The following is a 25,864-nucleotide window of genomic DNA, read 5'->3' as shown; positions in this document are numbered from 1 at the left end:
TTCGGGGCGGGGTTATTCATCAGGTGATAGACATGGTGCCCGCAGCGATCTGCATGAGGGTATACAACGCCACCACCACCAGCAAGGCCAGGACGCCCCATTCCAGCGTATTGAAGCAGCGCTGCTGGCTGGTTTTTTTCTTCCAGATATAGACTGCCGCACCCGGAATAAACAACAGCGAGCTGAGCAACATGGAATCGCCCGCGGCATAACAGAGCCAGAAACCATACAGTGTGGCGATAACGCTAATAATGCCATCGCGCAGGGTTTTCTCGTCAGACTGATAATGTTCCCGCGTCATCACCAGCTTCAGGCCATACGCCGCGCTGAACAGGTAGGGTGGCAGGATTGCCGCTGTCGCAATGGAAAACAGCACCTGGTAACCCGCCTGGTAAAACAGCGCCAGCAGCAGGAAAAGCTGTACCAGACCGTTGGTGATCCACAGGGAGACCGACGGAGAATTGCGGCTGTTTTCACGACCGAACACTGACGGGAAAACGCCATCCTGCGCAGCGACTCTCGGCAGTTCGGCCGCAAACAGCGTCCATGCCAGCAGCGCCCCGGCGACCGAGAAGATCACGCCACCGGCAACGAATTTCGCGCCCCACGGCCCGACAACGCTTTCCAGCACACCGGCCATTGAGGGATTTTTTAAGCCTGCCAGCGTCGCCTGGTCAAGGATCCCCATCGACAGCACGCTAACCAGCACATAGATAGCCAGCGCCCCCAGCAGGCCGACGACCGTCGCCTTACCGATATCGCTGCGTTTTGCCGCCCGCGCGGAAACCACCGTTGCCCCTTCAATTCCGATAAACACCCAGGTGGTGACCAGCATGGTATTTTTCACCTGATTGAACAGCTCAGGCGCGGTGCCATCGACGCGCATCATGCGACCCCAGAAATCGGCGGTCAGCACCCCCAGACGGAAGGCGATCAGCACGGCGATGATGAAAATAATCAGCACCAGCACTTTGACGACGGTGAGAATGGTGTTGATCCACGCCGCTTCCCTGACGCCACGCAGCACCAGCGTGTGGACCAGCCACAGCACCACCGATGCGCCAATGATTGAAACCAGGTTGTTGCCATCGCCAAACACAGGAATGAAAAAGCTCACGGCGCTGAACAGCAGCACGGCGTAGGAGACGTTGCCGAGCCAGGCCGAAAACCAGTAACCCCATGCCGCCTGAAAGCCAATGAAATCACCAAATCCGGCTCTGGCATAGCTGTAGATACCGCCATCGAGATCCGGGCAGCGGGCGCTCAGGTTCTGATAAATAAACGCCAGGCACAGCATGCCGACGCCGGTGATCACCCAGCCGATCATCAGCGCGCCGGGTGAGGCAACAGAAGCAAAGTTCTGCGGCAGGCTGAACACGCCGCCGCCAATCATCGATCCCACGACCAGCGCCACCAGCGCGCTCAGCCCAAGCTTTTTCTCGCCGGTACTGGCGGCTGTTGCGTCGTCCTTCGTTAAATCAGTCATCGTATTATCCTCCTGTCTGGTTGCGCAGAGGGAAGGGCGCCGCACCCGGCGGCATCCCTTCTCAGGCATTACTCGCCAAGCGTGGCAACCATGACGGCTTTAATGGTATGCATGCGGTTTTCCGCTTCATCGAACACGATGGAGTGCGCCGACTCGAACACCTCTTCGGTGACTTCCAGTCCGGCCAGGCCATACGCGATTTCGATTTCGCGACCCATGGTGGTCTGCGCGTTGTGGAACGCGGGCAGACAGTGCATAAACTTGACGTTCGGATTTCCCGTCGCCGTGATGACGCGCTGGTTGATTTGATAGGGGGTCATCAGGCTGACGCGTTCGGCCCAGGCCTCCTTCGGTTCGCCCATCGACACCCAGACATCGGTGTAGAGGAAATCCACGCCATGAACGCCTTCTTCAATGTCTTCCGTTAACAGAATGCGTGCGCCGGTCTCTTCACCAATGGCGACACACTGTTTCACCAGCGCTTCGTCCGGCCAGAATGCGCGCGGCGCCACGAGGCGAATGTCCATTCCCATTTTTGCGGCCCCGACCATCAGCGAGTTGCCCATGTTGTTGCGGGCATCGCCCAGATAGGCAAAGCTGAGTTCCGGCAGCGCTTTGCCCGGCGCGTGCTCCAGCATGGTCATCAGGTCTGCGAGGATTTGGGTCGGGTGGAACTCGTCGGTCAGCCCGTTCCAGACCGGCACCCCGGCAAACGCGCCCAGTTCTTCGACGATCGCCTGGCCGTAACCGCGATATTCAATGCCGTCGTACATGCGGCCCAGTACGCGGGCGGTGTCTTTCATCGACTCTTTGTGGCCGATTTGCGATCCGCTTGGGCCGAGATAGGTCACTTGCGCGCCCTGATCGAACGCTCCGACTTCAAACGCGCAGCGGGTGCGGGTGGAGGTTTTTTCAAAAATCAGCGCGATGTTTTTGCCCACCAGCGTTTTCTTTTCGCGTCCCGCTTTTTTCGCTGCTTTCAGTTCCCTCGCCAGATCGATCAGGTACTGAATTTCGGCAGGTTTGTAGTCCAGCAGTTTCAGAAAGTTGCGCTTTTTCAAATTGATAGTCATGAATAAATCCTTTGTATTTCTCAGCAAACCGGCAGCACCGGGGCGTGTTCATTACGAATTAGCGTGCCTTTTTCGCCCGCCAGGATGTCCGGGCCATCGGCCAGCGCGCCGATCCCGGCGATTCCGTTGCACTGCACAACAAACTGGCGACAGGCGGCGACCTTCGGCCCCATCGAACCGGCGTCAAACGACAGCGTGTTCAGTAGTTCCGGGGTGACCTGCGTCAGCGGGCGTTGGGTGGGTTTACCCCAGTCGAGATAGACGGCGTCGGCGTCGGTGAGGATCAACAGCGCATCGGCGTTGAGCTGGCGCGCCAGCAGCGCCGCAGACAGGTCTTTGTCGATCACCGCTTCAATGCCGCGGTAGCCATCGACCTGTTCCACCACCGGCACACCGCCGCCGCCGTTGCAGATGACCAGATGGTCTCGGGCGATCAGCGCGCTGATGGCGTCGCGTTCGACGATGCGCTGCGGTTGTGGTGACGGCACCACGCGGCGGAAGTACGGTCCGTCGGCCTTAAACACCCAGCCTTTTTCGGCTTTCAGGGCGTCGGCCTGCCCACGGTCATAGACCGGGCCAATGTATTTAGTGGGGTTGCTGAAGGCGGGATCGTTCGCATCCACTTCCACCTGAGTCAGCAGCGCGCTGATTTCGCGCTGCGGCAACTGATTTTTCAGCGCCTGTTGCAGCATGTAGCCAATCATTCCCTGACTTTCCGCCCCGAGAATGTCGAGCGGATAAGGCGTGACTTTTTCGTAAGCGCTGTTCTGCAACGCCAGCAGGCCAACCTGCGGGCCGTTGCCGTGTACCAGCACGACGCGCCAGTTCTGCGTCAGCCGGGCGATAATTTTTGCGGCAAGTTCAATGTTCTTGCGCTGGATGTCAGCTTCGAGCGGTTCGCCGCGTTTCAGCAGCGCGTTGCCGCCCAGGGCGACGACCAGTGTGGGTTTCGTCATGCTCATCTCCTTAAATTCCGTCGCGTTCCAGCGGGCAACTCATGCAGCGTGCGCCGCCGCGTCCGCGTCCCAGCTCGTCGCCAGGAATGGGCAGGACGGTGATCCCGGCTTTGTCGTATTTCTCGTTGGTCCAGATGTTTCGCTCGTAACCAATAACCACACCGGGCCGGATCGTCAGCACGTTGTTGGCATCGTTCCACTGCTCGCGTTCGGCTTCGAAGGCGTCGCCGCCGGTGGTGATGATATTGACCTGAGTGATCCCCAGCGCTTTTTCGATGGCGTGCAACAGATCGCGCTCCTGCAGGCGTTTGATGCCGCCGCGGCCGTCCGGCGTCAGCGTCCAGCACTGGACATCCTTGCGCACCACTTCCGGGTAGACAGAGAAGGTATCGACGTCGATGTGGGTCATCACGGTATCGAGATGCATACAGGAGCGGTGTTTCGGCAGTTCAACCGCAATCACGCGTTCTGCCTGGCGGTGCCTGAACAGGGCGCTGGCAAGAAATTCAACCCCTTGCGGTGTGGTGCGCTCAGACATGCCGATCAATACCGCGCCGCGACCAATCACCAGCACATCGCCGCCTTCTAACGTGGCGTGATCGTAATTAATGTTTTCGTCGCCAAAATATTTAATAAAATCACCATTGGCGAATTTCGGATGCCAGCGATAAAGCGCGCGCAGATTATTTGTTTCACGCTGACGGGCCGGTTTGGCCATCGGATTAATTGACACCCCGTTATAGATCCAGCATGACGTATCGCGGGTAAATAAATGATTGGGTAATGGCTTCATAATAAAGTCATTGATATCATGCGTATCCACGATCATATTTTTAATGCTGGCGGGAATTTCCCCGTAGGTGACGCCGCCGCTTAAATGCCGCGCCAGTTCGCGATGCGGTAGATCAGCCAGCCAACCGCGCACATCGGCAGCGAAGGTCGGCCCGAGGCGGTAGTCAGAAACCTGCGTTTCCAGCAGCCAGCCCTTGGCATCCGGGATGTCCAGCGTTTCAGTCAGCAGGTCGGTAAGCAGCAAAACTTCCACGCCTTGCTGGCGTAATGTATTGGCGAAAACGTCGTGTTCTTCCCCGGCGCGCTCGACTGAGAGCACATCATCGAACAGCAATTCCTGGCAATTTGAGGGCGTCAGTCTTTTTAAACTTAAATTAGGGCGATGTAACATCACGCTGCGCAACTGGCCCACTTCGGAACCGACATAATGCTTTTCCATAATTATTCCTTTAACTTTTTTAGAATAAAAAGGGTGGCTGCGAAATTTAATTCGTAGTCGTTTGGGTGAATGCTTTCGCGGCTAATAGTCGATGCTTTTTTGACGGTAAAATGTGATTGCTCTCACAGCGGCCTGGAGAAAATAAAACAAATTCTGATTATATGATAAAGGTCAGGGATTATTTATTTTGCCGTCTTTCTTAAATGAATGAGTAAGCAGAAGGGCAGGTTGTTATTTTTAATTGTTAATAGTGTGTAGATAATTTCAATTAATGTTGTTTTGTATAACTCATTGAATAAGTGATGGTTTTATTTTTATCTGGTATGGTTATGCATAATTATCACTTTATTATTTTGCAGGTAAGAATTTTCTCGAAATAATTATTGAATGGGCACGCATTTCAGACGGATGATTAAATTGTGAGCGAGCGCGGAGTATTTGCTTTATTCGTGAGCATTCAGGTGCTTAGGCGGGACCTTTCAGGCAGAAAATCAGCGGTTATGCATATTTACTGCATAAGATGCGGCGGGGAGTTAACCGTTAATTAACACCTTCAGCGATAAACATGCGCTGGCGCAAAAGTGTGACACAAAGGGGTGGTAGGACAGCAGTGTCTTGCGTATAACAATGAAATTGAAACATCGTTTTAATTGAGGGAATTATCATGATCGTTGGCAACATCCATCACCTTCAGCCCTGGCTTCCAGCTGAGCTTCGCGACGCTATCGAATTCGTCAAAGCGAATGTCACCGCCGCCACACCGCCGGGTAAGCATGATATCGACGGCAGCCGCCTGTTTTATCTGCTTTCAGAGGATATGACAGAACCGCTCGCCGCGCGTCGGGCAGAGTTTCATGCGCGTTACCTGGATATTCAGATCCTGTTGAAGGGTCAGGAAGGAATGACGTTTAGCACTCTGCCGAACGGTACGCCGGAAACTGACTGGCTGGCAGATAAAGACATCGCTTTCCTGGCCGAAGGGGCGCAGGAAAAAACGGTGATCCTGAATGAAGGGGATTTCGTGGTGTTCTGGCCGGGAGAAGTGCATAAACCGCTGTGTGCGGTCGGTGCGCCCGCGCAAGTGCGCAAAGCCGTGGTGAAAATGCAGGTGGAATAAAGCGGATGCCCGGCGACATTGTGCCGCCGGGTATGTTGATTTACTCGCCGAGCGTCGCCACCATCACCGCTTTGATGGTGTGCATCCGGTTTTCCGCCTGGTCGAACACGATGCTGGCGGGTGATTCGAATACCTCATCCGTCACTTCCATACCGCCATGCAGATTAAACTCTGCCGCCATTTTCTTACCGGCGGTGGTTTGATCGTCATGGAACGCCGGCAGACAGTGCAGGAACTTGACGTTCGGGTTGCCGCTGAGCTTCATCATCTGGCTGTTCACCTGATAGTCGCGCAGCAGCGCAATCCGCTCAGCCCACTTTTCTTTCGGTTCGCCCATCGACACCCACACGTCGGTATAGATGAAGTCAGCGCCTTTCACGCCAGCCGCGATATCTTCAGTGACCGTGACGTTACCGCCGTTTTTCTTCGCCAGCGCGGTACATTCGGTGATCAGTCCGGCTTCCGGCCAGCAAGCTTTCGGGGCCACCAGACGCAGATCCAGTCCGGTGAGCGCGGCCGCTTCCAGCATCGAGTTGCCCATGTTGTTACGCGCGTCTCCGGCGTACACCAGCGTCATCTCGTTGAAGGCTTTGCCTGGCAGATGCTCCTGCATGGTCAGCAAGTCAGCCAGCAGTTGCGTCGGATGGAACTCATCCGTCAACCCGTTCCACACTGGCACGCCCGCAAATTCCGCCAGTGTTTCAACCACCTCCTGCCCCCAGCCACGATACTGAATGCCGTCATACATCCGGCCCAGTACGCGCGCGGTATCTTTAATTGATTCTTTATGCCCAATCTGGTTGCCGTTTGACCCCAGATAAGTGACGTGAGCGCCCTGATCGTGTGCGGCAACTTCGAAAGAGCATCGTGTACGGGTAGAGTCTTTTTCGAAGATGAGCGCGATGTTTTTACCAACCAGTTTTTTCTGCTCAACGCCTTGTTTTTTATCTTTTTTAAGGCTTGCAGCGAGCTGCACGAGGGAGATGATTTGTGCAGGGGTGAAATCGAGTAATTTCAGGAAATGCTTGTGATGTAACGACGTCATGTTTGCCTCTCATGGCTCATGCCACTTGTTGAATTAAAATTCACTTTATATGTATTAATATTCACTTGCAACCCTGCATCACAAATCTTTTTCACAAAGGTGGAGGCATTGTCAGCGGTATGTGACAATAAGAGTGACTGCCGCACATTATGAGGAACGAGCAATGGCAAACCCGGAACACCTGGAAGAGCAACGTGAAGAGACGCGTCTCATCATTGAAGAATTACTGGAAGACGGTAGCGATCCGGACGCGCTGTACACCATCGAGCACCATCTTTCCGCCGATGACTTAGAAACGCTGGAGAAAATGGCTGTAGAGGCTTTCAAGCTGGGTTACGAAGTGACCGAGCCGGAAGAGCTGGAAGTGGAAGAGGGCGACGTGGTGATCTGCTGTGACATCCTCAGCGAATGCGCACTGAAAGCAGAACTGATTGATGCGCAGGTTGAACAGCTGATGAACCTGGCGGAAAAACATGACGTCGAGTACGACGGTTGGGGAACATACTATGAGGATCCCAACGGTGAAGACGGCGAAGACGATGACGAAGACTACGTCGACGAAGATGATGACGGCGTTCGCCACTAAGTAATGACCTGTGCGGCGGGCTCTCCGCCGCACGGCAGGATTCAGGTATGGATTACCCGCAACAACTCGCCCCCGTTTTAGATTTCCTCCTTTGCCCGACGCCCGCGGCGTGGATCGCCGAAGCGCGCAAACCCGCCCGCTTGCCGCTGCTGCTCACTGATCATATGGTCTGCGAACTGAAAGCCGCGCAAACCGCGATGCTGCTGGTGCGCAAATACATTGCCGATAAGCAGGGTGCAGAAGCGCTGCTTGAGTGGCTGAAACCCTACGAAGCCTTCACCTTTCGCGACGGGCCGGAGCCGGATTTCGTCGCGTTGCATAAGCTGATTGGCAAAAGTGTGATGCCGAAAACCGACGATCCCTGGGGGCGGCAGCTCATCGACAGCATGGTGTTACTCATTAAAGAGGAACTGCACCATTTCTGGCAGGTGCGGGAAATGATGCTGGTGCGCGATATCCCCTACGTGAAGATTACCGCCAGCCGCTACGCCAGAGGGATGCTGAAAGAGGTGCGCACCCACGAACCGCTAACGCTCATCGACAAGCTCATCTGCGGGGCGTACATCGAAGCGCGTTCCTGCGAGCGATTCGCCGCGCTGGCGCCGTACCTTGAAGCGGATCTGCAGAAATTTTACCTGTCACTGTTGCGCTCAGAAGCGCGTCATTACCAGGACTACCTGACGCTGGCGCAGCAGGTGGCAAAAGAGGACATTTCCCCACGGGTGAAATTCTTTGGTGAGGTGGAGGCGTCGTTGATCACAACGCCTGATGAGGAGTTTCGCTTTCACAGCGGCGTACCGGCGTGAAAGCAGGCCGGTTACAGCGTTTTCAGCATCCGCACTTCGCAATCCACATGACCGGTGCAGCCCAGCGGCGCGTCGATGTGGTCAAAACCGAGATGCTCGTACAGCCCAATCGCCTCTTTCAGAAACGCGGTGGTTTCCAGATAACAACGGGTGAAACCCTGCTCACGGGCGTGATCGAGCGCCATCAGCGCCAGCTTTTTCGCCAGCCCCTGACCGCGGATCGACGGCAGGAAATACATTTTCTGCAGTTCGCAGATATCCGGTTCGCTACAGGAGAGCGGCGCAATACCGCCACCGCCAACGACTTTCCCCGCCTGCTCAACCACCCAGTAGGCATGACCAGACTGGCTGTACAGTTCATACAGCTCATCAAGGTTAGGATCCGCCACGGTATAGCCTTTATCGGCGGTTAACCCATACTCGGCGGAAACCTGACGGATGACACTGGCGATGGCCTGATTATCTTCTACAGAAATTCGACGCAGCAAAGCCCGCTGCGGCGTAGTTGCACTCATAGTTTTACTCAATTGAATATCAGTGTTCATAAGAATATGTAATACCACTCTCTTTTTGTGCGCGCAAGTTCAGGATTCCTGCCGTTCTGCTCGGTCAGTAACACGGTTAACGGCTCGGTTTTATGACATTGTGAAAATGATATTGAGTTCCATCTCTGGCAGTATAATTCGGAGAAATTATTGGTAAATATTTTATATGTTCAATGCATATAATTCTCTAAATAACACATGATAATAAACACAAAGTGGATGGTACGTCATTATTTATGACCGGAAATTTGGTTACGATCGAGTTCGTTATTTAATGAGTTATTTATCAGGATTATTTGTCATGAACATTGGTATGGCACTGTCAATGAATATGCCGAGTGTAATCTTTTCAACATTTCACCGGTTTGAAAATTACTATACGGACGATATGCAATATGGAGATATGGACGATCATGATTTCAGTGCGTTAGGGCTTAATGATATATCGACACGTGTCGATCCCTTCAATTTAATAGAATATGACTTTTATCGTTCTTTTCGTGCTCCCACATTAGGTTTTGAAAATCAGGTTCCAAAAGGGAAAAGGATCAGTCGTCAACGCTGTGCCGATATACTTTTTGACGAGATGACAGAATTGTCGGCTACTTTTGCCCACGGTAAATATGCACCGATTATTGGTGAGTTAATTCATCATTTTCATTATGGGCATGGGTTACCATGGCGTAATGTAAAGCTTGATTTAGCCTACCGGGATATTTTAACAGGGATTGGTACGAACGATACTTTACAGCTACTAAAAAAATTAATAAATGATCATTTGATCTATAAACAGAATGCAAGTTTTGATTTTGATTTTATGACTATTATGATGGAAAAAGTTAATAAAACAAAACTCTCTAAATTTATTAGGTTTGAAGATAAGTATAACGGCCTTGGTATCAGCGTACATGATGTTTATGCGCAGGAAATTTCACTCGTGAATTTTCATCGCTATGCCATATCATGGGATGCTTTACTCTCTTTTAAAGCGCAAGATCATTTTGGTCTTGGTAAAGAAGATATTACGGACTCTGTTTACAAGAATTTTCGCTTTTTCCGTATTTGGTTTTTACTTCAGTGTCACAGGGACTATGCATATAAACCGTTTCTTACTAATTTTAGTGCTCATGCAAATATTAAAGGGGCTATGTCGAGATGAAAGTAACTAAACGAAGTGTTTTTTTTAGCAGTATGGTAATGATCTTTTGCGCCTGCTTATTATGGGAGCAACGACCGGTTACTATTATTCGTGCTGTTGACTCATTTGAATATGACCCTCGCTTTATGCACGGACTTAATCGTGACAGCTTGCGTGGTTTTACGGACAATAATTTCTACAATATCGTGGTGGATCATATGCCGCTCTCCGAGTGGGGGCGCATAAACTGGTATCTTGAACATAAGCAAGTGCTGAAGGAAAAATACCATATCCCCAATTCATCGTCTTACCATATTACTTTTTGGGATATCGGTAGCGGATTTATTGATGGAAATAAATCTAGTGATGGGGATTTAATTTGCATTAATAAAACAGAGACAGGTGTTGATTGCCTGGAGAAAAATTTATTGCTGAGTATAGATCTGGACAAGGGGCGTTCTGAAAAATTTACTTTTTATGACTGCGAACACTACTGGATGGTCATGCCTGATAGACGGTTAAAGCTTTTTTAAATTAATAATAAAAAGGCCGGAGAGTTTCCCCTCCAGCCTGTGTTATTCACGATACGAATTATAGCGCAGCAATCACTGCCTGTTGCTCAATCAGCTTCGCTTTCGCTTCGGCATAGCCGGTCAGCTTTTCACGCTCTTTGGCGATCACCGCTTCCGGGGCGCGGGCCACAAACCCTTCGTTAGAGAGTTTGCCTTCGATGCGGCCGATTTCCGCTTCGATTTTGGCCACTTCTTTCGCCAGACGCGCCAGCTCATCTTCTTTATTGATGAGGCCTGCCATCGGGATCAGCAGCTCGGCGCCGTCGATGATTTTGGTCACGGAAACCGGGCCTTTATCATCAGCTGGCAGCACGGTGATGCTTTCCAGACGGGCCAGCGTCTGCAGGAAGCTCTGGTTGTCGTTCACACGGCGTACGGCGTCGGGACTGCAGCCACGGAGCAGCAGCTCCAGCGGTTTACCCGGCGCGATGTTCATTTCCGCACGGATGTTACGCACCGCAACGATCGCCTGCTTCAGCCATTCGGTATCGGCCAGCGCGGCGTCATCAACTTTCGCTGCATCGAACTGCGGGAACGGCTGCAGCATGATGGTGTTGGCGGTAATGCCACAAATCACCTTCACGCGCTGCCAGATGGTTTCGGTAATGAACGGGATGATCGGATGCGCCAGACGCAGCAGACCTTCCAGCACCGTCACCAGCGTGTTGCGCGTGCCGCGCAGTTCCGCTTCAGTACCGCCAGTCATCACCGGCTTGGTCAACTCCAGATACCAGTCGCAGAACTGGTTCCAGGTGAACTCGTACAGAATGCCGGCGGCGATATCGAAACGGAAGCCATCCAGCGCTTCACGGTACGCTTTCACGGTCTGGTTGAATTCCGCCAGGATCCAGCGATCAGCCAGCGACAGCACTTTTTCGCCGCCGTTGAAGCCGCAATCCTGATCTTCAGTATTCATCAGCACGAAACGACTGGCGTTCCACAGCTTGTTACAGAAGTTGCGGTAACCTTCCAGACGTTTCATGTCCCAGTTGATGTCGCGGCCGGTGGAAGCCAGCGCCGCCAGCGTGAAACGCAGGGCGTCGGTACCGTGCGGCTCAATGCCTTCCGGGAACTGTTTTTCGGTGCGTTTGCGAATTTTTTCCGCCAGTTGCGGCTGCATCATGTTGCCGGTGCGTTTTTCCAGCAGATCCGGCAGAGAGATGCCGTCAACCATATCCAGCGGGTCAATCACGTTGCCCTTGGATTTAGACATCTTCTGGCCTTCGTCGTCACGAATCAGACCGGTCATGTAGACGGTCTTAAACGGTACCTGTGGCTTGCCGTTTTCATCTTTGATGAAGTGCATGGTCATCATGATCATGCGGGCGATCCAGAAGAAGATGATGTCGAAGCCTGAAACCATCACGCTGGTCGGGTGGAACTGACGCAGCGCATCGGTGTTTTCCGGCCAGCCGAGGGTGGAGAAGGTCCACAGCGCAGAGGAGAACCAGGTATCCAGTACGTCTTCGTCCTGACGCAGCGGGACGTCGGCGGCGATGTTGTTTTCCTGCCGAACTTCCGCTTCGCTACGACCAACGTACACGTTGCCCTGCTCGTCGTACCATGCCGGGATGCGGTGACCCCACCACAGCTGGCGAGAGATACACCAGTCCTGAATATCGCGCATCCAGGAGAAATACATATTTTCGTACTGTTTTGGAACGAACTGGATATCACCGTTCTCAACCGCTTCAATCGCCGGTTTCGCCAGCGGCGCAACGCGGACGTACCACTGATCGGTCAGCATCGGCTCGATTACCACGCCGCCACGGTCGCCGTACGGGACGGTCAGATCGTGCGGTTTAATCTCTTCCAGCAGACCGAGCGCGTCGATGGCGGCAACAACAGCTTTACGCGCGGCAAAACGTTCCAGTTTCTGGAACTCTGCCGGGATATCGCTGGAATATGCGTCAGTTTCTACGCCATTGGTGTCGTACACCTGCGCGCTTTCACGGATGTCACCGTCAAAAGTCAGGATGTTGATCATTGGCAGCGCATGACGACGGCCGACTTCATAGTCGTTGAAATCGTGCGCCGGGGTGATTTTCACGCAGCCGGTGCCTTTTTCCATATCCGCATGTTCGTCGCCAACAATCGGGATGCGGCGGTTAACCAACGGCAGCATCACAAATTTGCCGATAAGATCTTTGTAACGCGGATCTTCCGGGTTAACGGCCACGCCGGTATCACCCAGCAGGGTTTCCGGGCGGGTAGTGGCGACAACTAAATAATTTTTACCGTCTGCGGTTTTCGCGCCATCGGCCAGTGGGTAACGGATGTGCCACATCGAGCCTTTGGACTCACGATTTTCCACTTCGAGGTCAGAAATGGCGGTGCGCAGTTTCGGGTCCCAGTTGACCAGGCGCTTGCCGCGGTAGATCAGATCTTCTTTATGCAGACGGACAAAGACTTCTTTCACGGCATTGGAAAGGCCTTCGTCCATGGTGAAGCGCTCGCGCTCCCAGTCGACGGAGTTACCCAGACGACGCATCTGACGAGTAATCGTGCCGCCAGACTCCGCTTTCCACTGCCAGATTTTGTCGATGAAGGCATCGCGACCGTAATCGTGACGGGTTTTACCTTCTTCGGCGGCAATCTTGCGCTCAACCACCATCTGCGTCGCGATACCTGCGTGGTCAGTACCGACCTGCCACAGGGTGTTTTTACCCTGCATGCGCTGGTAGCGGATCAGGGTATCCATGATGGTTTGCTGGAAAGCGTGACCCATATGCAAACTGCCGGTGACGTTCGGCGGCGGGATCATGATGCAGAAACTTTCCTGGCTTTCGTCGCCATTCGGTTTGAAATAGCCCTGCTTTTCCCAGTGCTCGTAAAGCGGCTGTTCGATATCTTGTGGGTTGTATGTCTTTTCCATTATTTCCAGGTTGCCGTGGTCAGGTTGAAACCGGCTACGCGGTACGCTTTGTAACGTTCGCGGGCCAGTTGTTTCAAAGAATCTTCGTAGGGGACGAAGTCTATCACTTCTGTGAAAGCGGTGGCAAAATCTGCAAAGCCGGTACGCAGACTAATCAGCAGATCCCGCGGGCTGCTGTTGCGCTTTTGCGGCCAGGCTATCTCCACCGGTGCGCCGCCACGCGGGCCTTCGCCCGACAGGTTATGCGGCACAAAACTGTCGGGTGGGCGCGTCCACAGTGCTTCATCAAGGCGCACTGCCTGCGCCTCATCTTCACAGGCGATCAGGACGCGTTTACCGTTGCGCCAACGTTCTGCGGCAAGTTCACACACCAGTTGTTCGACGGCGCTTAAGCCATCTTGCTGCGTGTCGTTGTCCAGAAGATAGAACGTTGCATTCTTCATATATGGGGCTTCTTGTCTGAATTTAAATACGATGCCCGGTGGCGCTACGCTTGCCGGGCATCAGACGGCAATTACTCTTCGCCGTTAAAACCGGCGCGGTTCAGCAGGAATTGTGACAACAGGGCGACCGGACGACCGGTAGCACCTTTGGTTTTACCGGAACGCCACGCGGTACCGGCGATGTCCAGATGCGCCCAGTTGTACTTGCGGGCAAAGCGCGACAGGAAACAGCCGGCGGTAATCGCCCCGCCAGGACGACCACCGATGTTTGCCATATCCGCAAAGTTGGAGTCCAGCTGTTCCTGGTACTCATCGCCAAGCGGCAGGCGCCACGCGCGATCGCCGGACTGCTCGGACGCGCCGATCAGCTCATGCGCCAGCGGATTGTGGTTCGACATCAGGCCAGAGATATGGTGGCCGAGCGCAATTACGCACGCGCCGGTCAGTGTCGCGACGTCAATCACCGCTTCCGGCTCATAACGTTCGACGTAGGTCAGCACATCGCACAGCACCAGACGGCCTTCGGCATCAGTATTCAGCACTTCAACCGTCTGCCCTGACATGGTGGTCAGCACGTCGCCAGGGCGATATGCGCGACCGCCAGGCATGTTTTCACAGCCCGCCAGTACGCCGATCACATTGATAGGTAGCTGGAGTTCCGCGACCATCCGCATCACGCCGTAGACTGCCGCCGCACCGCACATATCGTACTTCATTTCGTCCATGCCTTCGGCCGGCTTAATGGAGATACCGCCGGAGTCGAACGTCAGGCCCTTACCCACCAGTACAATCGGGCGCGCGTCTTCTGCCGGGCTGCCTTTGTACTCAATCACCGACATTAACGATTCGTTCTGCGAACCGTTACCGACGGCCAGGTAGGCGTGCATGCCCAGCTCGCGCATCTGCTGTTCGCCGATGACACGGGTGATGACGTTTTTGCTCCAGGCATCCGCCAACTGGCGCGCCTGAGAAGCCAGGTAGGCCGCGTTACAGATATTTGGCGGCATATTACCCAGATCTTTCGCCGCTTTGATTCCGGCGGCAATCGCCAGACCGTGCTGAATAGCGCGCTCGCCGCTGGTCAGTTCGCGACGGGTCGGCACATTGAATACCATTTTACGCAGCGGGCGACGCGGCTCGCTTTTGTTGGTTTTCAACTGGTCGAAGCTATACAGCGTCTCTTTTGCAGTTTCCACCGCCTGGCGGACTTTCCAGTAGTTATTACGACCTTTGACGTGTAGTTCGGTCAGGAAACAGACCGCTTCCATTGACCCTGTATCGTTAAGGGTATTAATGGTTTTCTGAATAACCTGCTTATACTGACGTTCATCCAGTTCACGTTCTTTGCCGCAACCAATCAGCAGAATGCGCTCCGACAGCACGTTCGGCACGTGATGAAGCAGCAGGGTCTGCCCGGGCTTACCTTCGAGTTCGCCACGGCGCAGCAGGGCGCTGATGTAGCCGTCGCTGATTTTATCGAGTTGTTCGGCGACCGGGGAGAGGCGACGCGGTTCAAAGACACCCACAACGATGCAGGCACTGCGCTGTTTCTCCGGGCTACCGCTTTTTACACTGAACTCCATGCACTACGCTCCTGAATCTTAAAGACAACGGCGGTGGCTACAGATAGAATTGAAAGCTTTCGTAACTCATGTCCGCTGTTGCGGTGACTTCATGATATTCTTACTGAGTCTACGGTTTGAACACGTTTGAAAACGTGAAGCCGCTGGGTAGTTTAATCTTAGCGATGTTTTCAACGACTCAAGAGAATAAATGACGTTTAAGCCATGAAACAAGCTATTTTCCTGCAACAAGACGGGTTTTTACGGGCGTATTTATAGTGATAATCATAAGATATCTGGTGCGGGAGACGCTGAAAAGCCAGCTTGCAATCCTCTTCATCCTGCTGCTGATCTTTTTTTGCCAGAAGCTGGTAAGGATCCTCGGCGCTGCAGTTGATGGTGAAATCCCGACAAATCTCGTGCTTTCTCTGCTTGGACTTGGCGTCCCGGAGATGGCGCAATTGATCCTGCCACTGAGCCTGTTTCTCGGGTTGTTAATGACGCTGGGCAAACTGTACACCGAAAGTGAAATCACGGTGATGCATGCCTGCGGTCTGAGTAAAACGGTGTTGATTAAAGCGGCGATGATTCTGGCGTTGTTTACCGGCATCATTGCGGCGGTGAACGTGATGTGGGCGGGTCCGTGGTCCTCACGTCATCAGGATGAAGTGCTGGCGGAAGCCAAAGCCAACCCCGGTATGGCGGCGCTGGCGCAGGGGCAATTCCAGCAGGCCACCGACGGCAACGCGGTGCTGTTTATCGAAAGCGTTGACGGCAGCAGCTTTAAAGACGTTTTCCTCGCGCAGTTGCGTCCGAAAGGCAACGCGCGCCCGTCGGTGGTGGTCGCCGATTCCGGCCAACTGGCGCAGAACAAAGACGGCTCGCAAGTGGTGACACTGAACGAAGGGACGCGCTTTGAAGGCACGGCGATGCTGCGCGATTTCCGCATTACGGATTTCCAGAATTATCAGGCGATTATCGGTCACCAGGCGGTGGCGCTGGATCCGGATGATACCGAACAGATGGACATGCGCACGCTGTGGAATACCCATAACGACCGCGCCAGCGCTGAGCTGCACTGGCGATTCACGCTGGTGTTCACCGTCTTTATGATGGCGCTGATGGTGGTGCCGCTGAGCGTGGTCAACCCGCGCCAGGGCCGCGTGCTCTCAATGCTGCCCGCCATGTTGCTGTATCTGGTGTTCTTCCTGTTGCAGACGTCACTCAAGTCGAACGGCGGCAAAGGCAAGCTGGATCCGATGATCTGGATGTGGGCAGTCAACCTGCTGTATCTCGCCTTAGCCATCATGCTGAACCTGTGGGATACGTTGCCGGTGCGTCGTATACGTGCCCGTTTTATGCATAAAGGAGCCGTGTAATGCAGGCGTTCGGCGTTCTTGACCGCTATATCGGTAAAACCATTTTCAACACCATCATGCTGACGTTGTTCATGCTGGTGTCGCTCTCCGCCATCATCAAGTTTGTTGACCAGCTTAAGAAGGCCGGGCAGGGGAACTACGATGCAATGGGCGCAGGGATGTACACCTTGCTGAGCGTCCCGAAAGATATCCAAATTTTCTTCCCGATGGCCGCGCTGCTGGGCGCGCTGCTGGGGCTCGGCATGCTGGCGCAGCGCAGTGAGCTGGTGGTAATGCAGGCCTCCGGCTTTACCCGCATGCAGGTGGCGCTGTCGGTGATGAAAACCGCGATCCCGCTGGTGCTGCTGACCATGGCGATTGGCGAATGGGTCGCGCCGCAAGGCGAGCAGATGGCGCGTAACTACCGCGCGCAGCAGATGTACGGCGGTTCGCTGCTCTCCACGCAGCAAGGGCTGTGGGCGAAAGACGGGCACAATTTTGTCTATATCGAACGAGTGAAAGGTGACGACGAACTGGGCGGCGTGAGTATTTACTCGTTCAACAATGAACGTCGCCTGCAATCTGTTCGCTATGCTGCGACGGCGAAATTCGATAACCAGAACAAGGTCTGGCGACTGTCGCAGGTGGATGAATCCAACCTGACCAACCCGAAACAGGTGACCGGCAGTCAGACGGTGAGCGGTACCTGGAAAACCAATCTGACGCCGGACAAGCTCGGCGTGGTGGCGCTGGATCCGGACGCGCTCTCCATCAGCGGTCTGCATAACTACGTGCGGTATCTGAAATCGAGCGGACAGGACTCCGGCCGTTATCAGCTCAATATGTGGAGCAAAATCTTCCAGCCGCTCTCCGTGGCGGTGATGATGCTGATGGCGCTGTCGTTTATTTTTGGCCCGCTGCGTAGCGTGCCAATGGGCGTGCGTGTGGTGACGGGGATTAGCTTCGGCTTTGTGTTCTACGTGCTGGATCAGATCTTCGGCCCGCTGACGCTGGTCTATGGCATTCCGCCTGTCGTGGGCGCGCTATTGCCGAGCGCCTCGTTCTTCCTGATAAGCCTCTGGCTGATGATGCGCAAGGCGTAATCTGCATATTCCCCCGGCCTTTGCAGGCCGGGCGACGTTTATCCTAACAGTTCTTCTTTCACCTGCATCGCCAACTCGAACGAGTGCAGGCGCGCCTGGTTATCGAAAATTTGCCCGTTGACCATGATCTCATCGGCCTGCGTTTCACGCAGCATTGATTCCAGCCCGTGACGAATTTTCGCTTTATCACCGACCAGCGACATGCTCAGTGCCTGCTGGACGCCATATTGTTCGGACGGCGACCAGAACTGATCCATATTCTGGATCGGCGGCGGCAACTGGCCGGTCTCGCCGCGACGCAGCTTCACGAACGCCTGCTGCATGGAGGTAAACAGGAATTCGGCATCACGGTTGCTGTCGGCGGCAATAATGTTGATGCACACCATTGCGTAAGGTTTTTCCAGCCGTTCCGACGGTTTGAAGTTCGTGCGGTACAGGTGCAGCGCCTGGAAGAGCATATCCGGCGCGAAGTGCGACGCGAAGGCGAACGGCAGACCCAGTTGCGCGGCCAGTTGAGCGCTGTAGAGGCTGGAACCGAGCAGCCAGACCGGCACTTTCTCGCCGTAGCCCGGCACCGGACGTACATGCGGATTCGGATCGCGGGCGTCGAACCAGTCCACCAGTTCCGCAACGTCACGCGGGAAGTTGTCGACGTCGCCGCTCATATGTCGACGCAGCGCCATCATGGTGCGCTGATCACTGCCTGGTGCGCGCCCCAGCCCCAGATCGATACGGCCAGGATAGAGCGTATTGAGCGTGCCGAACTGCTCGGCGATCACCAGCGGCGAGTGGTTTGGCAGCATCACGCCGCCGGAACCCAGATGCAGCGTGGTGGTATTTGCCGCCAGATAACCAATCAGCACTGAGGTCGCCGCACTGGCGATGCCGGTCATGTTGTGATGTTCCGCCAGCCAGTAGCGATGATAACCGCGTTTTTCCGCGAGGCGGGCGAGATCTAACGAGTGTGAAAAGGCGTCTCTGGCAGAGGCACCATGGGGGATCGGCGCGAGATCAAGCACCGAAAAAGGAATGGTTTTGTCAGTCATAACGGCTCACTTTGTTACCGGTTAATCTTTTCATACTGCATTAAAGATTAGCTAAAGCTGTTAACAAAGTGAGCTATTTATCAGGCCTGCAGCTCCAGACCGGCAAGGCGTTTCCAGTAGCCGTTACAGTCGCTGAGTGGGGCCAACGCGAGCGGCGCGGCGCCATTTTCATTGGCGCGGAAGGCGTCCAGCATCGCGAATGTCTCGCTGCCCAGTGGCGAAAGACGAACAATATCCACCAGACCTTTCATCGAGGCTAATTCATTGCCGAGATTGTAGACATAACCGCTCATAGTCTGAATGCCGTTCAGCACGAACACCTGCTGGTTTTCCTGTGACAGCACGTTGCGCCCGTTCGGGTATTTAATGCAGCAGGTTTCGCATTCGTCTTTCGGGCGATCTTCAGAGCGCGCCGTAAAGCAACGGGCGGAATATGCCAGCGGCAGATGGCCGTAGCTCAGCACTTCAACCTCGAACTGATGACGAATACCCAGCTCATCGCACTGATTCAGCAGATTCGCCAGCCAGTCGCGGGAGAGTTCAACCGGCATGCACCAGCGCACCATTCCCTGCTTGAGCAGCAGGCGCAGGGTGACCGCGTTATAACAGTTCAGCGCATGGCTGGCGACAAAAGGCAGTTTGCGCTCGGCGCACAGATTTACCACGCCGAGATCGCTCGCTTCCAGCAGGAAATCGCCGTTGTCGACGTAACGCTTCAGTTCGCTCAGCTCTGACGATGCCTGTACCAGCGCCAGTGTCGACAGCACCACCTGCTTGCCACTGGTGGCAAGACTCTTCGCCATGTCTATCCAGTCGCCGACTTTGGTGGCGCGGCGCTTGCTGCAAACCGTTTCGCCGAGGTAGATGACTTCCGCGCTGCTGTTCGCCGCTTGCTGGTAGAACGATTCCAGCGTCTCTTTCGGCCAGTAGTAAAGCACTGGCCCTAATGAATATTTCATCGTGTTTCCTACTGCCATTTGCGGTGATAAGCGCCAAGCGTCGTCTGGCTGCCCTCAGACATGGCGCCGAGCGTGTCCATCCAGGCGGCCTGCGGGACGAAATTCTGCGGATCGGCTTTACAGCGATCGATCGCCTGACGCCACACTTTCGCCACCTGGCTGACATACGCCGGGCTGCGCTGACGACCTTCGATTTTCACCGAGGCGATATTCGCCGCCAGTAACTCCGGCAGCAGCTCAAGCGTGTTGAGGCTGGTCGGTTCTTCCAGCGCGTGATAGCGCTCGCCGTCAACCAGATAGCGCCCTTTGCACAGCGTCGGGTAACCGGCATTTTCTCCGTCCTGATAACGGTCGATCAGCACTTCGTTAAGACGGGATTCCAGGCCCTGCGACGTCTGCTGCCAGCGCACAAAGCGGGCAGGAGAGCAGGCGCCAACGGTATTGGGCGATTCGCCGGTTAAATAGGACGACAGATAGCAGCGCCCTTCGGCCATGATGCACAGGCTGCCAAAGGCGAAGACTTCCAGCGGCACTGGCGTTGCCCGCGCGAGTTGCTTAACCTGATGAATAGAGAGCACGCGCGGCAACACCACGCGCGCTACGTCGAAATGACGGTGATAAAAGCGAATCGCCTCTTCGTTGGTGGCGGAGGCCTGAACGGAGACGTGGCGTTCGATATGCGGATAACGCTCTGCGGCATATTCCAGCATGGCGAGATCAGCTAAGATCAGGGCGTCCGCGCCCAGCTGCGCCGCCATATCCACCGCGCGCTGCCAGCGGGCGTAGCCGTCCGGGTGTGCGAAGGTATTGATGGCGATATGCAGTTTACGATGATGCTGATGCACAAAGCTGACCGCTTCCTGCAGCTTTTTTTCGGTGAAGTTAAGGCCGGCAAAATGTCGGGCGTTGGTGTCGTCCTTGAGCCCGATATAAACAGCATCCGCGCCGTTTTCAATGGCCGCCTTAAGCGCCGGGAGGTTTCCGGCAGGGCAGAGCAGCTCCATAATATTTCCTGAGAGCGCGACCACCTGGATCGCAAGAATTGTTAACGAACTGGGATTTTAGTTAACCCATCAGCAATAATTTTTGATTTGAGGCAGTTAAAAGCGTATTGATGGCACCAATAGTGGGTAGTAATGACGTTTGTTGACTTGTGCCGCTATGTCATTTATCTGATATGGCAAAATAGAGGCACTACAGATTTCAGGGAGTAAAGCTCGTGTTGGATAAACTGCGTTCACGCCTGGTGCACTTAGGTCCGTCTCTGATGAGCGTGCCGGTTAAACTGACGCCATTTGCCCTTAAGCGTCAGGTACTGGAGCAGGTCTTAAGCTGGCAATTCCGCCAGGCGCTGGCCGACGGGGAACTGGATTTCCTTGAAGGGCGCTGGTTAAAAATAGCGGTGCGTGATATCGATCTGACGTGGTTCACCACCGTAGAAAACGACCGTCTGGTCGTAAGCCAGTCTGCGGAGGCAGATGTCAGTTTTAGCGCGGATGCCAGCGATTTGCTGATGATTGCCGCGCGCAAACAGGACCCGGATACGCTCTTTTTCCAGCGTCGCTTAGTGATTGAAGGCGATACGGAACTGGGGTTGTATGTCAAAAACCTGATGGACGCCATTGAGCTTGAGCAGATGCCGAAAGCGCTGCGCATCATGCTGCTGCAACTGGCGGACTTTGTTGAGGCTGGGCTGAAAAGCGAGCCGGCAACCAAACACACATCGGTAGGTGAGTCATGCTGATTCGAGTTGAAATTGGAATCGATGCCCCGGGGATAGACGCTCTGCTGCGCCGTTCATTTAACCGCGATGACGAAGCAACACTGGTGCATGATCTGCGGGAAGATGGTCTGGTGACGCTGGGTTTAGTGGCGACCGACGACGACGGGCAGGTGATTGGCTACGTCGCCTTCAGCCCGGTTACCGTGAACGACGATGATCTGCAATGGGTGGGTCTGGCGCCGCTGGCTGTCGATGAACAATACCGCGGACAGGGCCTGGCGCGGCAACTGGTCTATGAGGGACTGGACTCACTCAATGAGTTTGGTTACGCCGCCGTGGTGGCGTTGGGCGAACCGGCGCTATACAAAAAACTCGGGTTTGAGCTGGCGGCACAGCATGATCTGCGTTGTCGCTGGCCGGAAACGCAGGACGCATTCTTCGTCCACCGTCTCGCGGATGACGCCCTGAATGGCGTTCACGGTCTCGTCGAGTATCACGACCATTTCAATCGCTTTTAAGCACTGACGTTTGCAGGCTCGCCAGCAGAGTCTCAAACGTCCCGTCTCCGGCCACGAGGCGCTCTTTCTGGCGCTTTGTGAGCTGTTTGATCTGATACTCCAGCCGTAGTGCAAGTGAGCGTTCGCCAACCTCGCCAGAGAACGCCAGCCGCAGCTCACCTTTCCCGCGTAACGCTTTCGCCCCTTTCCCGCATTGATGCTGCAGAAAACGTCGTTCAACATCGGTAGTGATCCCGGTGTAGAGATGATTGTCAGCGGTACGAATCAGATAGAGAAACCAGCGCACGATTGAAGATGTCAGTATGTTAAGGTGAAGGCACATTAGCACAAGGAAAGAACCAGATGGAAACTCCTGATGTCATCAGTCGCTGGCTGATGAAACAACATGTCGTGACGTGGTGCGTTGCAAACGCAGGCGATCTCTGGTGCGCCAATGCCTTTTATCTCTATGACCCGCAAAATGTAGCGTTTTATCTGCTCACTGAGGATAACACCCGGCACGCGCAGATGTCGGGCAACAACGCCCCGGTAGCGGGAACTGTCAACGGCCAGCCGAAAACCGTGGCGCTGATCCGCGGCGTACAGTTTAAGGGTGAAATCCGGCGGCTTGAGGGTGACGAAAGCGAGGCTGCGCGCGCGCGTTACAACCGGCGGTTTCCGATCGCCAGAGCGATGTCGGCGCCGGTGTGGGAAATCCGTGTCGATGAGCTAAAATTCACTGACAATACGCTGGGGTTTGGTAAAAAAATCCACTGGTTGCGTCAGGAGTAATACATGAGTCAGGTTCTTATCACCGGCGCCACCGGTTTGGTTGGTGGGCACTTACTGCGGATGTTGATTCAGGAGCCACGCATCAGCGCTATCGCGGCGCCGACGCGTCGCCCGTTGAGTGATGTGCCTGGCGTGTTCAATCCCCACGATCCTCAGCTCACCGACGCGCTCGCACAGGTGACTGATCCTGTCGATATCGTTTTTTGCTGTCTGGGCACCACCCGCCGTGAAGCGGGCAGTAAAGAGGCGTTTGTGCATGCCGATTACACCCTGGTGGTGGATACCGCGCTGACCGGTCTGCGGCTGGGGGCGAAGCATATGCTGGTGGTCAGTTCGATGGGGGCGAATGCGCATTCTCCCTTTTTCTACAACCGCGTGAAGGGCGAAATGGAAGCGGCGCTGATGGCGCAGGCATGGGAACGACTCACGATTGTGCGTCCGTCGATGCTGCTTGGCGAAAGATCAAAACACCGTCTGAACGAGTCGTTGCTGGCGCCGCTGTTCTCGCTGTTGCCGGGAAACTGGAAGTCGATTGCCGCCAGAGATGTGGCAAGCGCGATGCTACGCGAAGCGCTCTCGCCTGCTCAGGAAGGAGTAAACATCATCTCCTCCGCAAAACTGCGTGAAATTGCCGAAAACGAGGCGTAATATTCCCCGACTTCACTTCAAAATCCCTGGGGAATGCTATGGCTGGTCAGTCTTCATCTCAGGCGGCGACACCGTTTCAGTGGTGGAAACCCGCACTCTTTTTTCTCGTCGTTATCGTTGGTCTCTGGTATGTGAAATGGCAACCGTATTACGGCAAAGCCTTCACCGCCGCCGAAACGCACAGCATCGGTAAATCCATTCTTGCTCAGGCGGATAGCAATCCGCTCCGCGCTGCGTGGGATTACGCGCTGGTCTATTTTCTTGCTGTCTGGAAAGCCGCGGTGCTGGGCGTTGTTCTCGGCTCATTAATTCAGGTGTTGATCCCCCGTGACTGGCTGCTGCGCACGCTGGGGCAGAGCCGTTTTCGCGGCACGCTGCTGGGGACGCTGTTTTCCCTGCCGGGCATGATGTGCACCTGTTGCGCCGCGCCGGTGGCGGCCGGAATGCGTCGTCAGCAGGTGTCGATGGGCGGCGCGCTGGCGTTCTGGATGGGTAACCCGTTGCTTAACCCGGCAACGCTGGTGTTTATGGGTTTTGTTCTCGGCTGGCAGTTTACCCTTATCCGCTTTGTGGCCGGGCTGGCGACAGTGCTGGTGGTGGCGACGCTGGTGCAAATATGGGTGAAAGAGACCGCGCAACAACCTTCGCCGGTAGCGCTGGAAGTGACGCAACCGCAGGGTAGCTTCCTGTCCCGCTGGCTGAACGCGCTGTGGTCGCTGTTCTGGAATACCATCCCGGTTTACATTCTGGCGGTGCTGGTTCTCGGTGCGGCTCGCGTCTGGCTGTTCCCGCATGCGGATGGCTTAGTCAGCAACACGCTGTTCTGGGTGGTGGCGATGGCGATTGCCGGTTGTCTGTTCGTGATCCCAACGGCGGCGGAAATCCCTATCGTACAAACGATGATGCTCGCCGGTATGGGCACCGCACCTGCGCTGGCATTGCTGATTACGCTGCCGGCCGTGAGCGTGCCGTCGCTGATTATGCTGCGAAAAGCCTTCCCGGCGAAAGCGTTGTGGCTGACCGGTACGCTGGTGGCCCTGTGTGGCGCCGTGGTGGGGGGAATTGCGTTACTGTAAGCAGAAAACGCCCGGCGCACTTCGCGTGACCGGGCGATTCATTTACTTCAGGTAGGTGAACGCCGTGGTGACGTGCTTAACACCACTCACACGGCTCGCGATATCGGCGGCGGCTTTCCCTTCACGATCGGTCACCAGACCCATCAGGAACACTTCGCCGTTTTCCGTCGTCACTTTCACGTTAGAGGATTTCACCTGATCGCTGCTCAGCAACTGAGAGCGGACTTTGGTGGTGATCCAGGTATCCGAAGACGCAGTGCCGATGCTGACGGGCGCGCCCTGACGGATTTCGTTAAACACTTCCGTTGCGCCGTCCACGCCCATGGCGATTTGTTTGGCGCGCGAGGCGAGTTCGGTATTCGGCGCCTGGCCGACCAGCAGCACTTTGCCCTGATACGCCGTAACGTTAATACGGGCTTCTTTCTTCAGTTGTTCATCTTTTGACAGGGCGCTGTTGACGCGAAGTTCCAGCGTGCCATCGTCCACCTGCGTGCCTACGGTACGCGGGTCGGTGGCGGCTTTGGTGCCAACGGCTGCAGTGCCGACAACGGCTGCAGCAACGCATCCCTGAAGCAGCAGCGCGGTAATAAGGACTGCGAGGGGCGAAAATACCTTCACCTTCATATGTACTCCTTAATCGTCCTGGTGTGGGAAGAGCGTGTTATCAATCAGATCGCACAGACAGTTAACCGTGAGCATATGCATTTCCTGAATGCGTGCGCTGCGGTGGGAAGGGACGCGAATTTCGACATCCTGTTGCCCGAGTAAACCCGCCAGTTCACCGCCGTCATAGCCGGTTAAGGCCACAATGGTCATATCCCGGGTCACGGCGGCTTCCACGGCTTTCACGATATCGCGGCTGTTGCCGCGCGTCGAGATAGCCAGCAGCACATCACCGGCATGGCCCAGCGCACGTACCTGTTTTGCATAGACTTCATCATGCAGGCGATCGTTCGCAATCGCCGTTAAGACCACATTATCCGTATTTAGTGCAATCGCCGGTAAACTGGGGCGTTCTGTTTCGAAGCGATTGATCATGCTGGCAGCAAAATGCTGTGCGTTGGCGGCAGAGGTGCCATTGCCACAACAGAGAATTTTGTTGCCGTTTAGCAGGGACTGTACCAACGTCATTGCCGCACGGGAGATGGCATCCGGGAGGGCTTCCGCCGCTGCTATCTGGGTTTGAATGCTTTCCGTAAAGCAGACTTTAATTCTTTCGAGCACGAT

27 protein-coding genes are annotated in these 25,864 nt (G+C 54.9%); 12 read left to right on the top strand and 15 right to left on the bottom strand.

Annotated elements, in window-relative coordinates:
* Positions 1-19 precede the first annotated feature (19 nt).
* The 4 genes from arcD to arcA form a co-directional block, all read right to left on the bottom strand.
* Positions 20-1,486 (bottom strand): arginine-ornithine antiporter, encoded by a 1,467-nt coding sequence (arcD, locus tag QMG90_RS19100; protein WP_283281271.1) that lies wholly within the window; start codon positions 1,484-1,486, stop codon positions 20-22.
* Positions 1,487-1,554: 68 nt separating this feature from the next.
* Complete coding sequence (gene argF / locus QMG90_RS19095) at positions 1,555-2,559, bottom strand: ornithine carbamoyltransferase (RefSeq protein ID WP_283281269.1); 1,005 nt, start codon at positions 2,557-2,559, stop codon at positions 1,555-1,557.
* A 20-nt stretch (positions 2,560-2,579) separates the two neighbouring features.
* A complete protein-coding gene (locus QMG90_RS19090; protein ID WP_283281268.1) occupies positions 2,580-3,515 on the bottom strand; it encodes a carbamate kinase in 936 nt (311 codons plus the stop codon).
* Between the two features lie 10 nt (positions 3,516-3,525).
* Positions 3,526-4,746 carry an arginine deiminase gene (gene arcA, locus QMG90_RS19085; RefSeq protein ID WP_283281267.1) on the bottom strand — a complete coding sequence of 407 codons (1,221 nt, stop codon included), beginning with the start codon at positions 4,744-4,746 and terminating at the stop codon, positions 3,526-3,528.
* A gap of 664 nt (positions 4,747-5,410) precedes the next feature.
* Between arcA and QMG90_RS19080 the strand changes: the two genes are divergently transcribed.
* Positions 5,411-5,863 carry a YhcH/YjgK/YiaL family protein gene (locus QMG90_RS19080; protein WP_283281266.1) on the top strand — a complete coding sequence of 151 codons (453 nt, stop codon included), beginning with the start codon at positions 5,411-5,413 and terminating at the stop codon, positions 5,861-5,863.
* Between the two features lie 40 nt (positions 5,864-5,903).
* Here the strand turns inward: QMG90_RS19080 and argF (QMG90_RS19075) are convergent, their stop codons facing one another.
* A complete protein-coding gene (argF, locus tag QMG90_RS19075) occupies positions 5,904-6,908 on the bottom strand; it encodes an ornithine carbamoyltransferase (protein WP_283281265.1) in 1,005 nt (334 codons plus the stop codon).
* A gap of 163 nt (positions 6,909-7,071) precedes the next feature.
* On the opposite strand from argF (QMG90_RS19075), the gene rraB reads away from it, so the two are divergent.
* Positions 7,072-7,494, top strand: coding sequence for a ribonuclease E inhibitor RraB (gene rraB / locus QMG90_RS19070; RefSeq protein ID WP_283281263.1), 423 nt, complete (start codon positions 7,072-7,074; stop codon positions 7,492-7,494).
* Between the two features lie 47 nt (positions 7,495-7,541).
* The gene (gene miaE, locus QMG90_RS19065; RefSeq protein WP_283281262.1) at positions 7,542-8,300 is read left to right on the top strand and encodes a tRNA isopentenyl-2-thiomethyl-A-37 hydroxylase MiaE; all 759 of its coding nucleotides are present in this window, start codon (positions 7,542-7,544) and stop codon (positions 8,298-8,300) included.
* An 11-nt stretch (positions 8,301-8,311) separates the two neighbouring features.
* Here the strand turns inward: miaE and QMG90_RS19060 are convergent, their stop codons facing one another.
* Positions 8,312-8,815, bottom strand: coding sequence for a GNAT family N-acetyltransferase (locus QMG90_RS19060; RefSeq protein WP_283281260.1), 504 nt, complete (start codon positions 8,813-8,815; stop codon positions 8,312-8,314).
* A 331-nt stretch (positions 8,816-9,146) separates the two neighbouring features.
* Here QMG90_RS19060 and QMG90_RS19055 point away from each other — a divergent pair, with 331 nt between their 5' ends.
* The gene (locus QMG90_RS19055) at positions 9,147-10,004 is read left to right on the top strand and encodes a DUF3289 family protein (protein WP_283281259.1); all 858 of its coding nucleotides are present in this window, start codon (positions 9,147-9,149) and stop codon (positions 10,002-10,004) included.
* Positions 10,001-10,516: a DUF943 family protein gene (locus QMG90_RS19050; protein ID WP_283281258.1), complete on the top strand. Its 516-nt coding sequence runs from the start codon at positions 10,001-10,003 to the stop codon at positions 10,514-10,516. Before QMG90_RS19055 ends, QMG90_RS19050 begins: the two co-directional genes overlap by 4 nt.
* A 58-nt stretch (positions 10,517-10,574) precedes the next feature.
* On the opposite strand, the gene QMG90_RS19045 is transcribed toward QMG90_RS19050, so the two are convergent.
* From QMG90_RS19045 to pepA, 3 genes are all read right to left on the bottom strand, one after another.
* Complete coding sequence (locus tag QMG90_RS19045; RefSeq protein WP_283281256.1) at positions 10,575-13,430, bottom strand: valine--tRNA ligase; 2,856 nt, start codon at positions 13,428-13,430, stop codon at positions 10,575-10,577.
* The gene (holC, locus tag QMG90_RS19040; RefSeq protein ID WP_283281254.1) at positions 13,430-13,873 is read right to left on the bottom strand and encodes a DNA polymerase III subunit chi; all 444 of its coding nucleotides are present in this window, start codon (positions 13,871-13,873) and stop codon (positions 13,430-13,432) included. Before holC ends, QMG90_RS19045 begins: the two co-directional genes overlap by 1 nt.
* A gap of 71 nt (positions 13,874-13,944) precedes the next feature.
* Positions 13,945-15,456, bottom strand: coding sequence for a leucyl aminopeptidase (pepA, locus tag QMG90_RS19035; RefSeq protein WP_283281252.1), 1,512 nt, complete (start codon positions 15,454-15,456; stop codon positions 13,945-13,947).
* 257 nt (positions 15,457-15,713) lie between these two features.
* Between pepA and lptF the strand changes: the two genes are divergently transcribed.
* A complete protein-coding gene (gene lptF / locus QMG90_RS19030) occupies positions 15,714-16,814 on the top strand; it encodes an LPS export ABC transporter permease LptF (RefSeq protein WP_283281251.1) in 1,101 nt (366 codons plus the stop codon).
* Positions 16,814-17,896, top strand: coding sequence for an LPS export ABC transporter permease LptG (gene lptG / locus QMG90_RS19025; RefSeq protein ID WP_283281249.1), 1,083 nt, complete (start codon positions 16,814-16,816; stop codon positions 17,894-17,896). Before lptF ends, lptG begins: the two co-directional genes overlap by 1 nt.
* Before the next feature lie 38 nt (positions 17,897-17,934).
* Here lptG and QMG90_RS19020 read toward each other — a convergent pair whose 3' ends face one another.
* The 3 genes from QMG90_RS19020 to ubiU all read right to left on the bottom strand — a co-directional run bounded on the left by QMG90_RS19020 (position 17,935) and on the right by ubiU (position 20,905).
* The gene (locus QMG90_RS19020) at positions 17,935-18,942 is read right to left on the bottom strand and encodes a luciferase-like monooxygenase (protein ID WP_283281248.1); all 1,008 of its coding nucleotides are present in this window, start codon (positions 18,940-18,942) and stop codon (positions 17,935-17,937) included.
* An 80-nt stretch (positions 18,943-19,022) separates the two neighbouring features.
* A complete protein-coding gene (locus QMG90_RS19015; RefSeq protein ID WP_283281247.1) occupies positions 19,023-19,901 on the bottom strand; it encodes a U32 family peptidase in 879 nt (292 codons plus the stop codon).
* An 8-nt stretch (positions 19,902-19,909) separates the two neighbouring features.
* Positions 19,910-20,905: a ubiquinone anaerobic biosynthesis protein UbiU gene (gene ubiU, locus QMG90_RS19010; protein ID WP_283281246.1), complete on the bottom strand. Its 996-nt coding sequence runs from the start codon at positions 20,903-20,905 to the stop codon at positions 19,910-19,912.
* A 215-nt stretch (positions 20,906-21,120) separates the two neighbouring features.
* Here ubiU and ubiT point away from each other — a divergent pair, with 215 nt between their 5' ends.
* The gene (ubiT, locus tag QMG90_RS19005; protein WP_283281244.1) at positions 21,121-21,645 is read left to right on the top strand and encodes a ubiquinone anaerobic biosynthesis accessory factor UbiT; all 525 of its coding nucleotides are present in this window, start codon (positions 21,121-21,123) and stop codon (positions 21,643-21,645) included.
* Complete coding sequence (locus QMG90_RS19000) at positions 21,639-22,142, top strand: GNAT family N-acetyltransferase (protein ID WP_054178170.1); 504 nt, start codon at positions 21,639-21,641, stop codon at positions 22,140-22,142. Before ubiT ends, QMG90_RS19000 begins: the two co-directional genes overlap by 7 nt.
* On the opposite strand, the gene QMG90_RS18995 is transcribed toward QMG90_RS19000, so the two are convergent.
* Positions 22,129-22,470, bottom strand: coding sequence for a GIY-YIG nuclease family protein (locus QMG90_RS18995; RefSeq protein ID WP_283281243.1), 342 nt, complete (start codon positions 22,468-22,470; stop codon positions 22,129-22,131). The genes QMG90_RS19000 and QMG90_RS18995 overlap by 14 nt on opposite strands.
* A gap of 14 nt (positions 22,471-22,484) precedes the next feature.
* Between QMG90_RS18995 and QMG90_RS18990 the strand changes: the two genes are divergently transcribed.
* The 3 genes from QMG90_RS18990 to QMG90_RS18980 are packed head-to-tail and all read left to right on the top strand — an operon-like array spanning position 22,485 to position 24,637.
* On the top strand, positions 22,485-22,913 hold the full coding sequence (locus QMG90_RS18990; RefSeq protein WP_283281241.1) for a YhbP family protein: 429 nt from the start codon (positions 22,485-22,487) through the stop codon (positions 22,911-22,913).
* 3 nt (positions 22,914-22,916) lie between these two features.
* Entirely contained in the window at positions 22,917-23,561 is a 645-nt protein-coding gene (locus tag QMG90_RS18985) for an NAD(P)H-binding protein (protein ID WP_283281239.1), read from the top strand.
* A gap of 38 nt (positions 23,562-23,599) precedes the next feature.
* Complete coding sequence (locus QMG90_RS18980; RefSeq protein WP_283281237.1) at positions 23,600-24,637, top strand: permease; 1,038 nt, start codon at positions 23,600-23,602, stop codon at positions 24,635-24,637.
* A gap of 42 nt (positions 24,638-24,679) precedes the next feature.
* Here QMG90_RS18980 and dolP read toward each other — a convergent pair whose 3' ends face one another.
* Both dolP and diaA read right to left on the bottom strand, forming a co-directional pair.
* The gene (gene dolP / locus QMG90_RS18975; protein ID WP_038156151.1) at positions 24,680-25,255 is read right to left on the bottom strand and encodes a division/outer membrane stress-associated lipid-binding lipoprotein; all 576 of its coding nucleotides are present in this window, start codon (positions 25,253-25,255) and stop codon (positions 24,680-24,682) included.
* Between the two features lie 15 nt (positions 25,256-25,270).
* Positions 25,271-25,861 (bottom strand): DnaA initiator-associating protein DiaA, encoded by a 591-nt coding sequence (diaA, locus tag QMG90_RS18970; RefSeq protein ID WP_049857052.1) that lies wholly within the window; start codon positions 25,859-25,861, stop codon positions 25,271-25,273.
* Positions 25,862-25,864 lie beyond the last annotated feature (3 nt).

It is taken from the genome of Trabulsiella odontotermitis, assembly GCF_030053895.1.
In the GTDB taxonomy this organism is placed as follows: domain Bacteria; phylum Pseudomonadota; class Gammaproteobacteria; order Enterobacterales; family Enterobacteriaceae; genus Trabulsiella; species Trabulsiella odontotermitis_C.
Note: the sequence above shows the minus strand (reverse complement) of the source record. Positions and strands in the feature narration are given on the sequence as shown.

Excerpts from the sequence above, each read along its gene's own strand:
- arcD (WP_283281271.1), bottom strand. The coding sequence starts at position 1,486 with ATGACTGATTTAACGAAGGACGACGCAACAGCCGCCAGTACCGGCGAG.
- argF (WP_283281269.1), bottom strand. The coding sequence starts at position 2,559 with ATGACTATCAATTTGAAAAAGCGCAACTTTCTGAAACTGCTGGACTAC.
- QMG90_RS19090 (WP_283281268.1), bottom strand. The coding sequence starts at position 3,515 with ATGACGAAACCCACACTGGTCGTCGCCCTGGGCGGCAACGCGCTGCTG.
- arcA (WP_283281267.1), bottom strand. The coding sequence starts at position 4,746 with ATGGAAAAGCATTATGTCGGTTCCGAAGTGGGCCAGTTGCGCAGCGTG.
- QMG90_RS19080 (WP_283281266.1), top strand. The coding sequence starts at position 5,411 with ATGATCGTTGGCAACATCCATCACCTTCAGCCCTGGCTTCCAGCTGAG.
- argF (WP_283281265.1), bottom strand. The coding sequence starts at position 6,908 with ATGACGTCGTTACATCACAAGCATTTCCTGAAATTACTCGATTTCACC.
- rraB (WP_283281263.1), top strand. The coding sequence starts at position 7,072 with ATGGCAAACCCGGAACACCTGGAAGAGCAACGTGAAGAGACGCGTCTC.
- miaE (WP_283281262.1), top strand. The coding sequence starts at position 7,542 with ATGGATTACCCGCAACAACTCGCCCCCGTTTTAGATTTCCTCCTTTGC.
- QMG90_RS19060 (WP_283281260.1), bottom strand. The coding sequence starts at position 8,815 with ATGAGTGCAACTACGCCGCAGCGGGCTTTGCTGCGTCGAATTTCTGTA.
- QMG90_RS19055 (WP_283281259.1), top strand. The coding sequence starts at position 9,147 with ATGAACATTGGTATGGCACTGTCAATGAATATGCCGAGTGTAATCTTT.
- QMG90_RS19050 (WP_283281258.1), top strand. The coding sequence starts at position 10,001 with ATGAAAGTAACTAAACGAAGTGTTTTTTTTAGCAGTATGGTAATGATC.
- QMG90_RS19045 (WP_283281256.1), bottom strand. The coding sequence starts at position 13,430 with ATGGAAAAGACATACAACCCACAAGATATCGAACAGCCGCTTTACGAG.
- holC (WP_283281254.1), bottom strand. The coding sequence starts at position 13,873 with ATGAAGAATGCAACGTTCTATCTTCTGGACAACGACACGCAGCAAGAT.
- pepA (WP_283281252.1), bottom strand. The coding sequence starts at position 15,456 with ATGGAGTTCAGTGTAAAAAGCGGTAGCCCGGAGAAACAGCGCAGTGCC.
- lptG (WP_283281249.1), top strand. The coding sequence starts at position 16,814 with ATGCAGGCGTTCGGCGTTCTTGACCGCTATATCGGTAAAACCATTTTC.
- QMG90_RS19020 (WP_283281248.1), bottom strand. The coding sequence starts at position 18,942 with ATGACTGACAAAACCATTCCTTTTTCGGTGCTTGATCTCGCGCCGATC.
- QMG90_RS19015 (WP_283281247.1), bottom strand. The coding sequence starts at position 19,901 with ATGAAATATTCATTAGGGCCAGTGCTTTACTACTGGCCGAAAGAGACG.
- ubiU (WP_283281246.1), bottom strand. The coding sequence starts at position 20,905 with ATGGAGCTGCTCTGCCCTGCCGGAAACCTCCCGGCGCTTAAGGCGGCC.
- QMG90_RS19000 (WP_054178170.1), top strand. The coding sequence starts at position 21,639 with ATGCTGATTCGAGTTGAAATTGGAATCGATGCCCCGGGGATAGACGCT.
- QMG90_RS18990 (WP_283281241.1), top strand. The coding sequence starts at position 22,485 with ATGGAAACTCCTGATGTCATCAGTCGCTGGCTGATGAAACAACATGTC.
- QMG90_RS18985 (WP_283281239.1), top strand. The coding sequence starts at position 22,917 with ATGAGTCAGGTTCTTATCACCGGCGCCACCGGTTTGGTTGGTGGGCAC.
- QMG90_RS18980 (WP_283281237.1), top strand. The coding sequence starts at position 23,600 with ATGGCTGGTCAGTCTTCATCTCAGGCGGCGACACCGTTTCAGTGGTGG.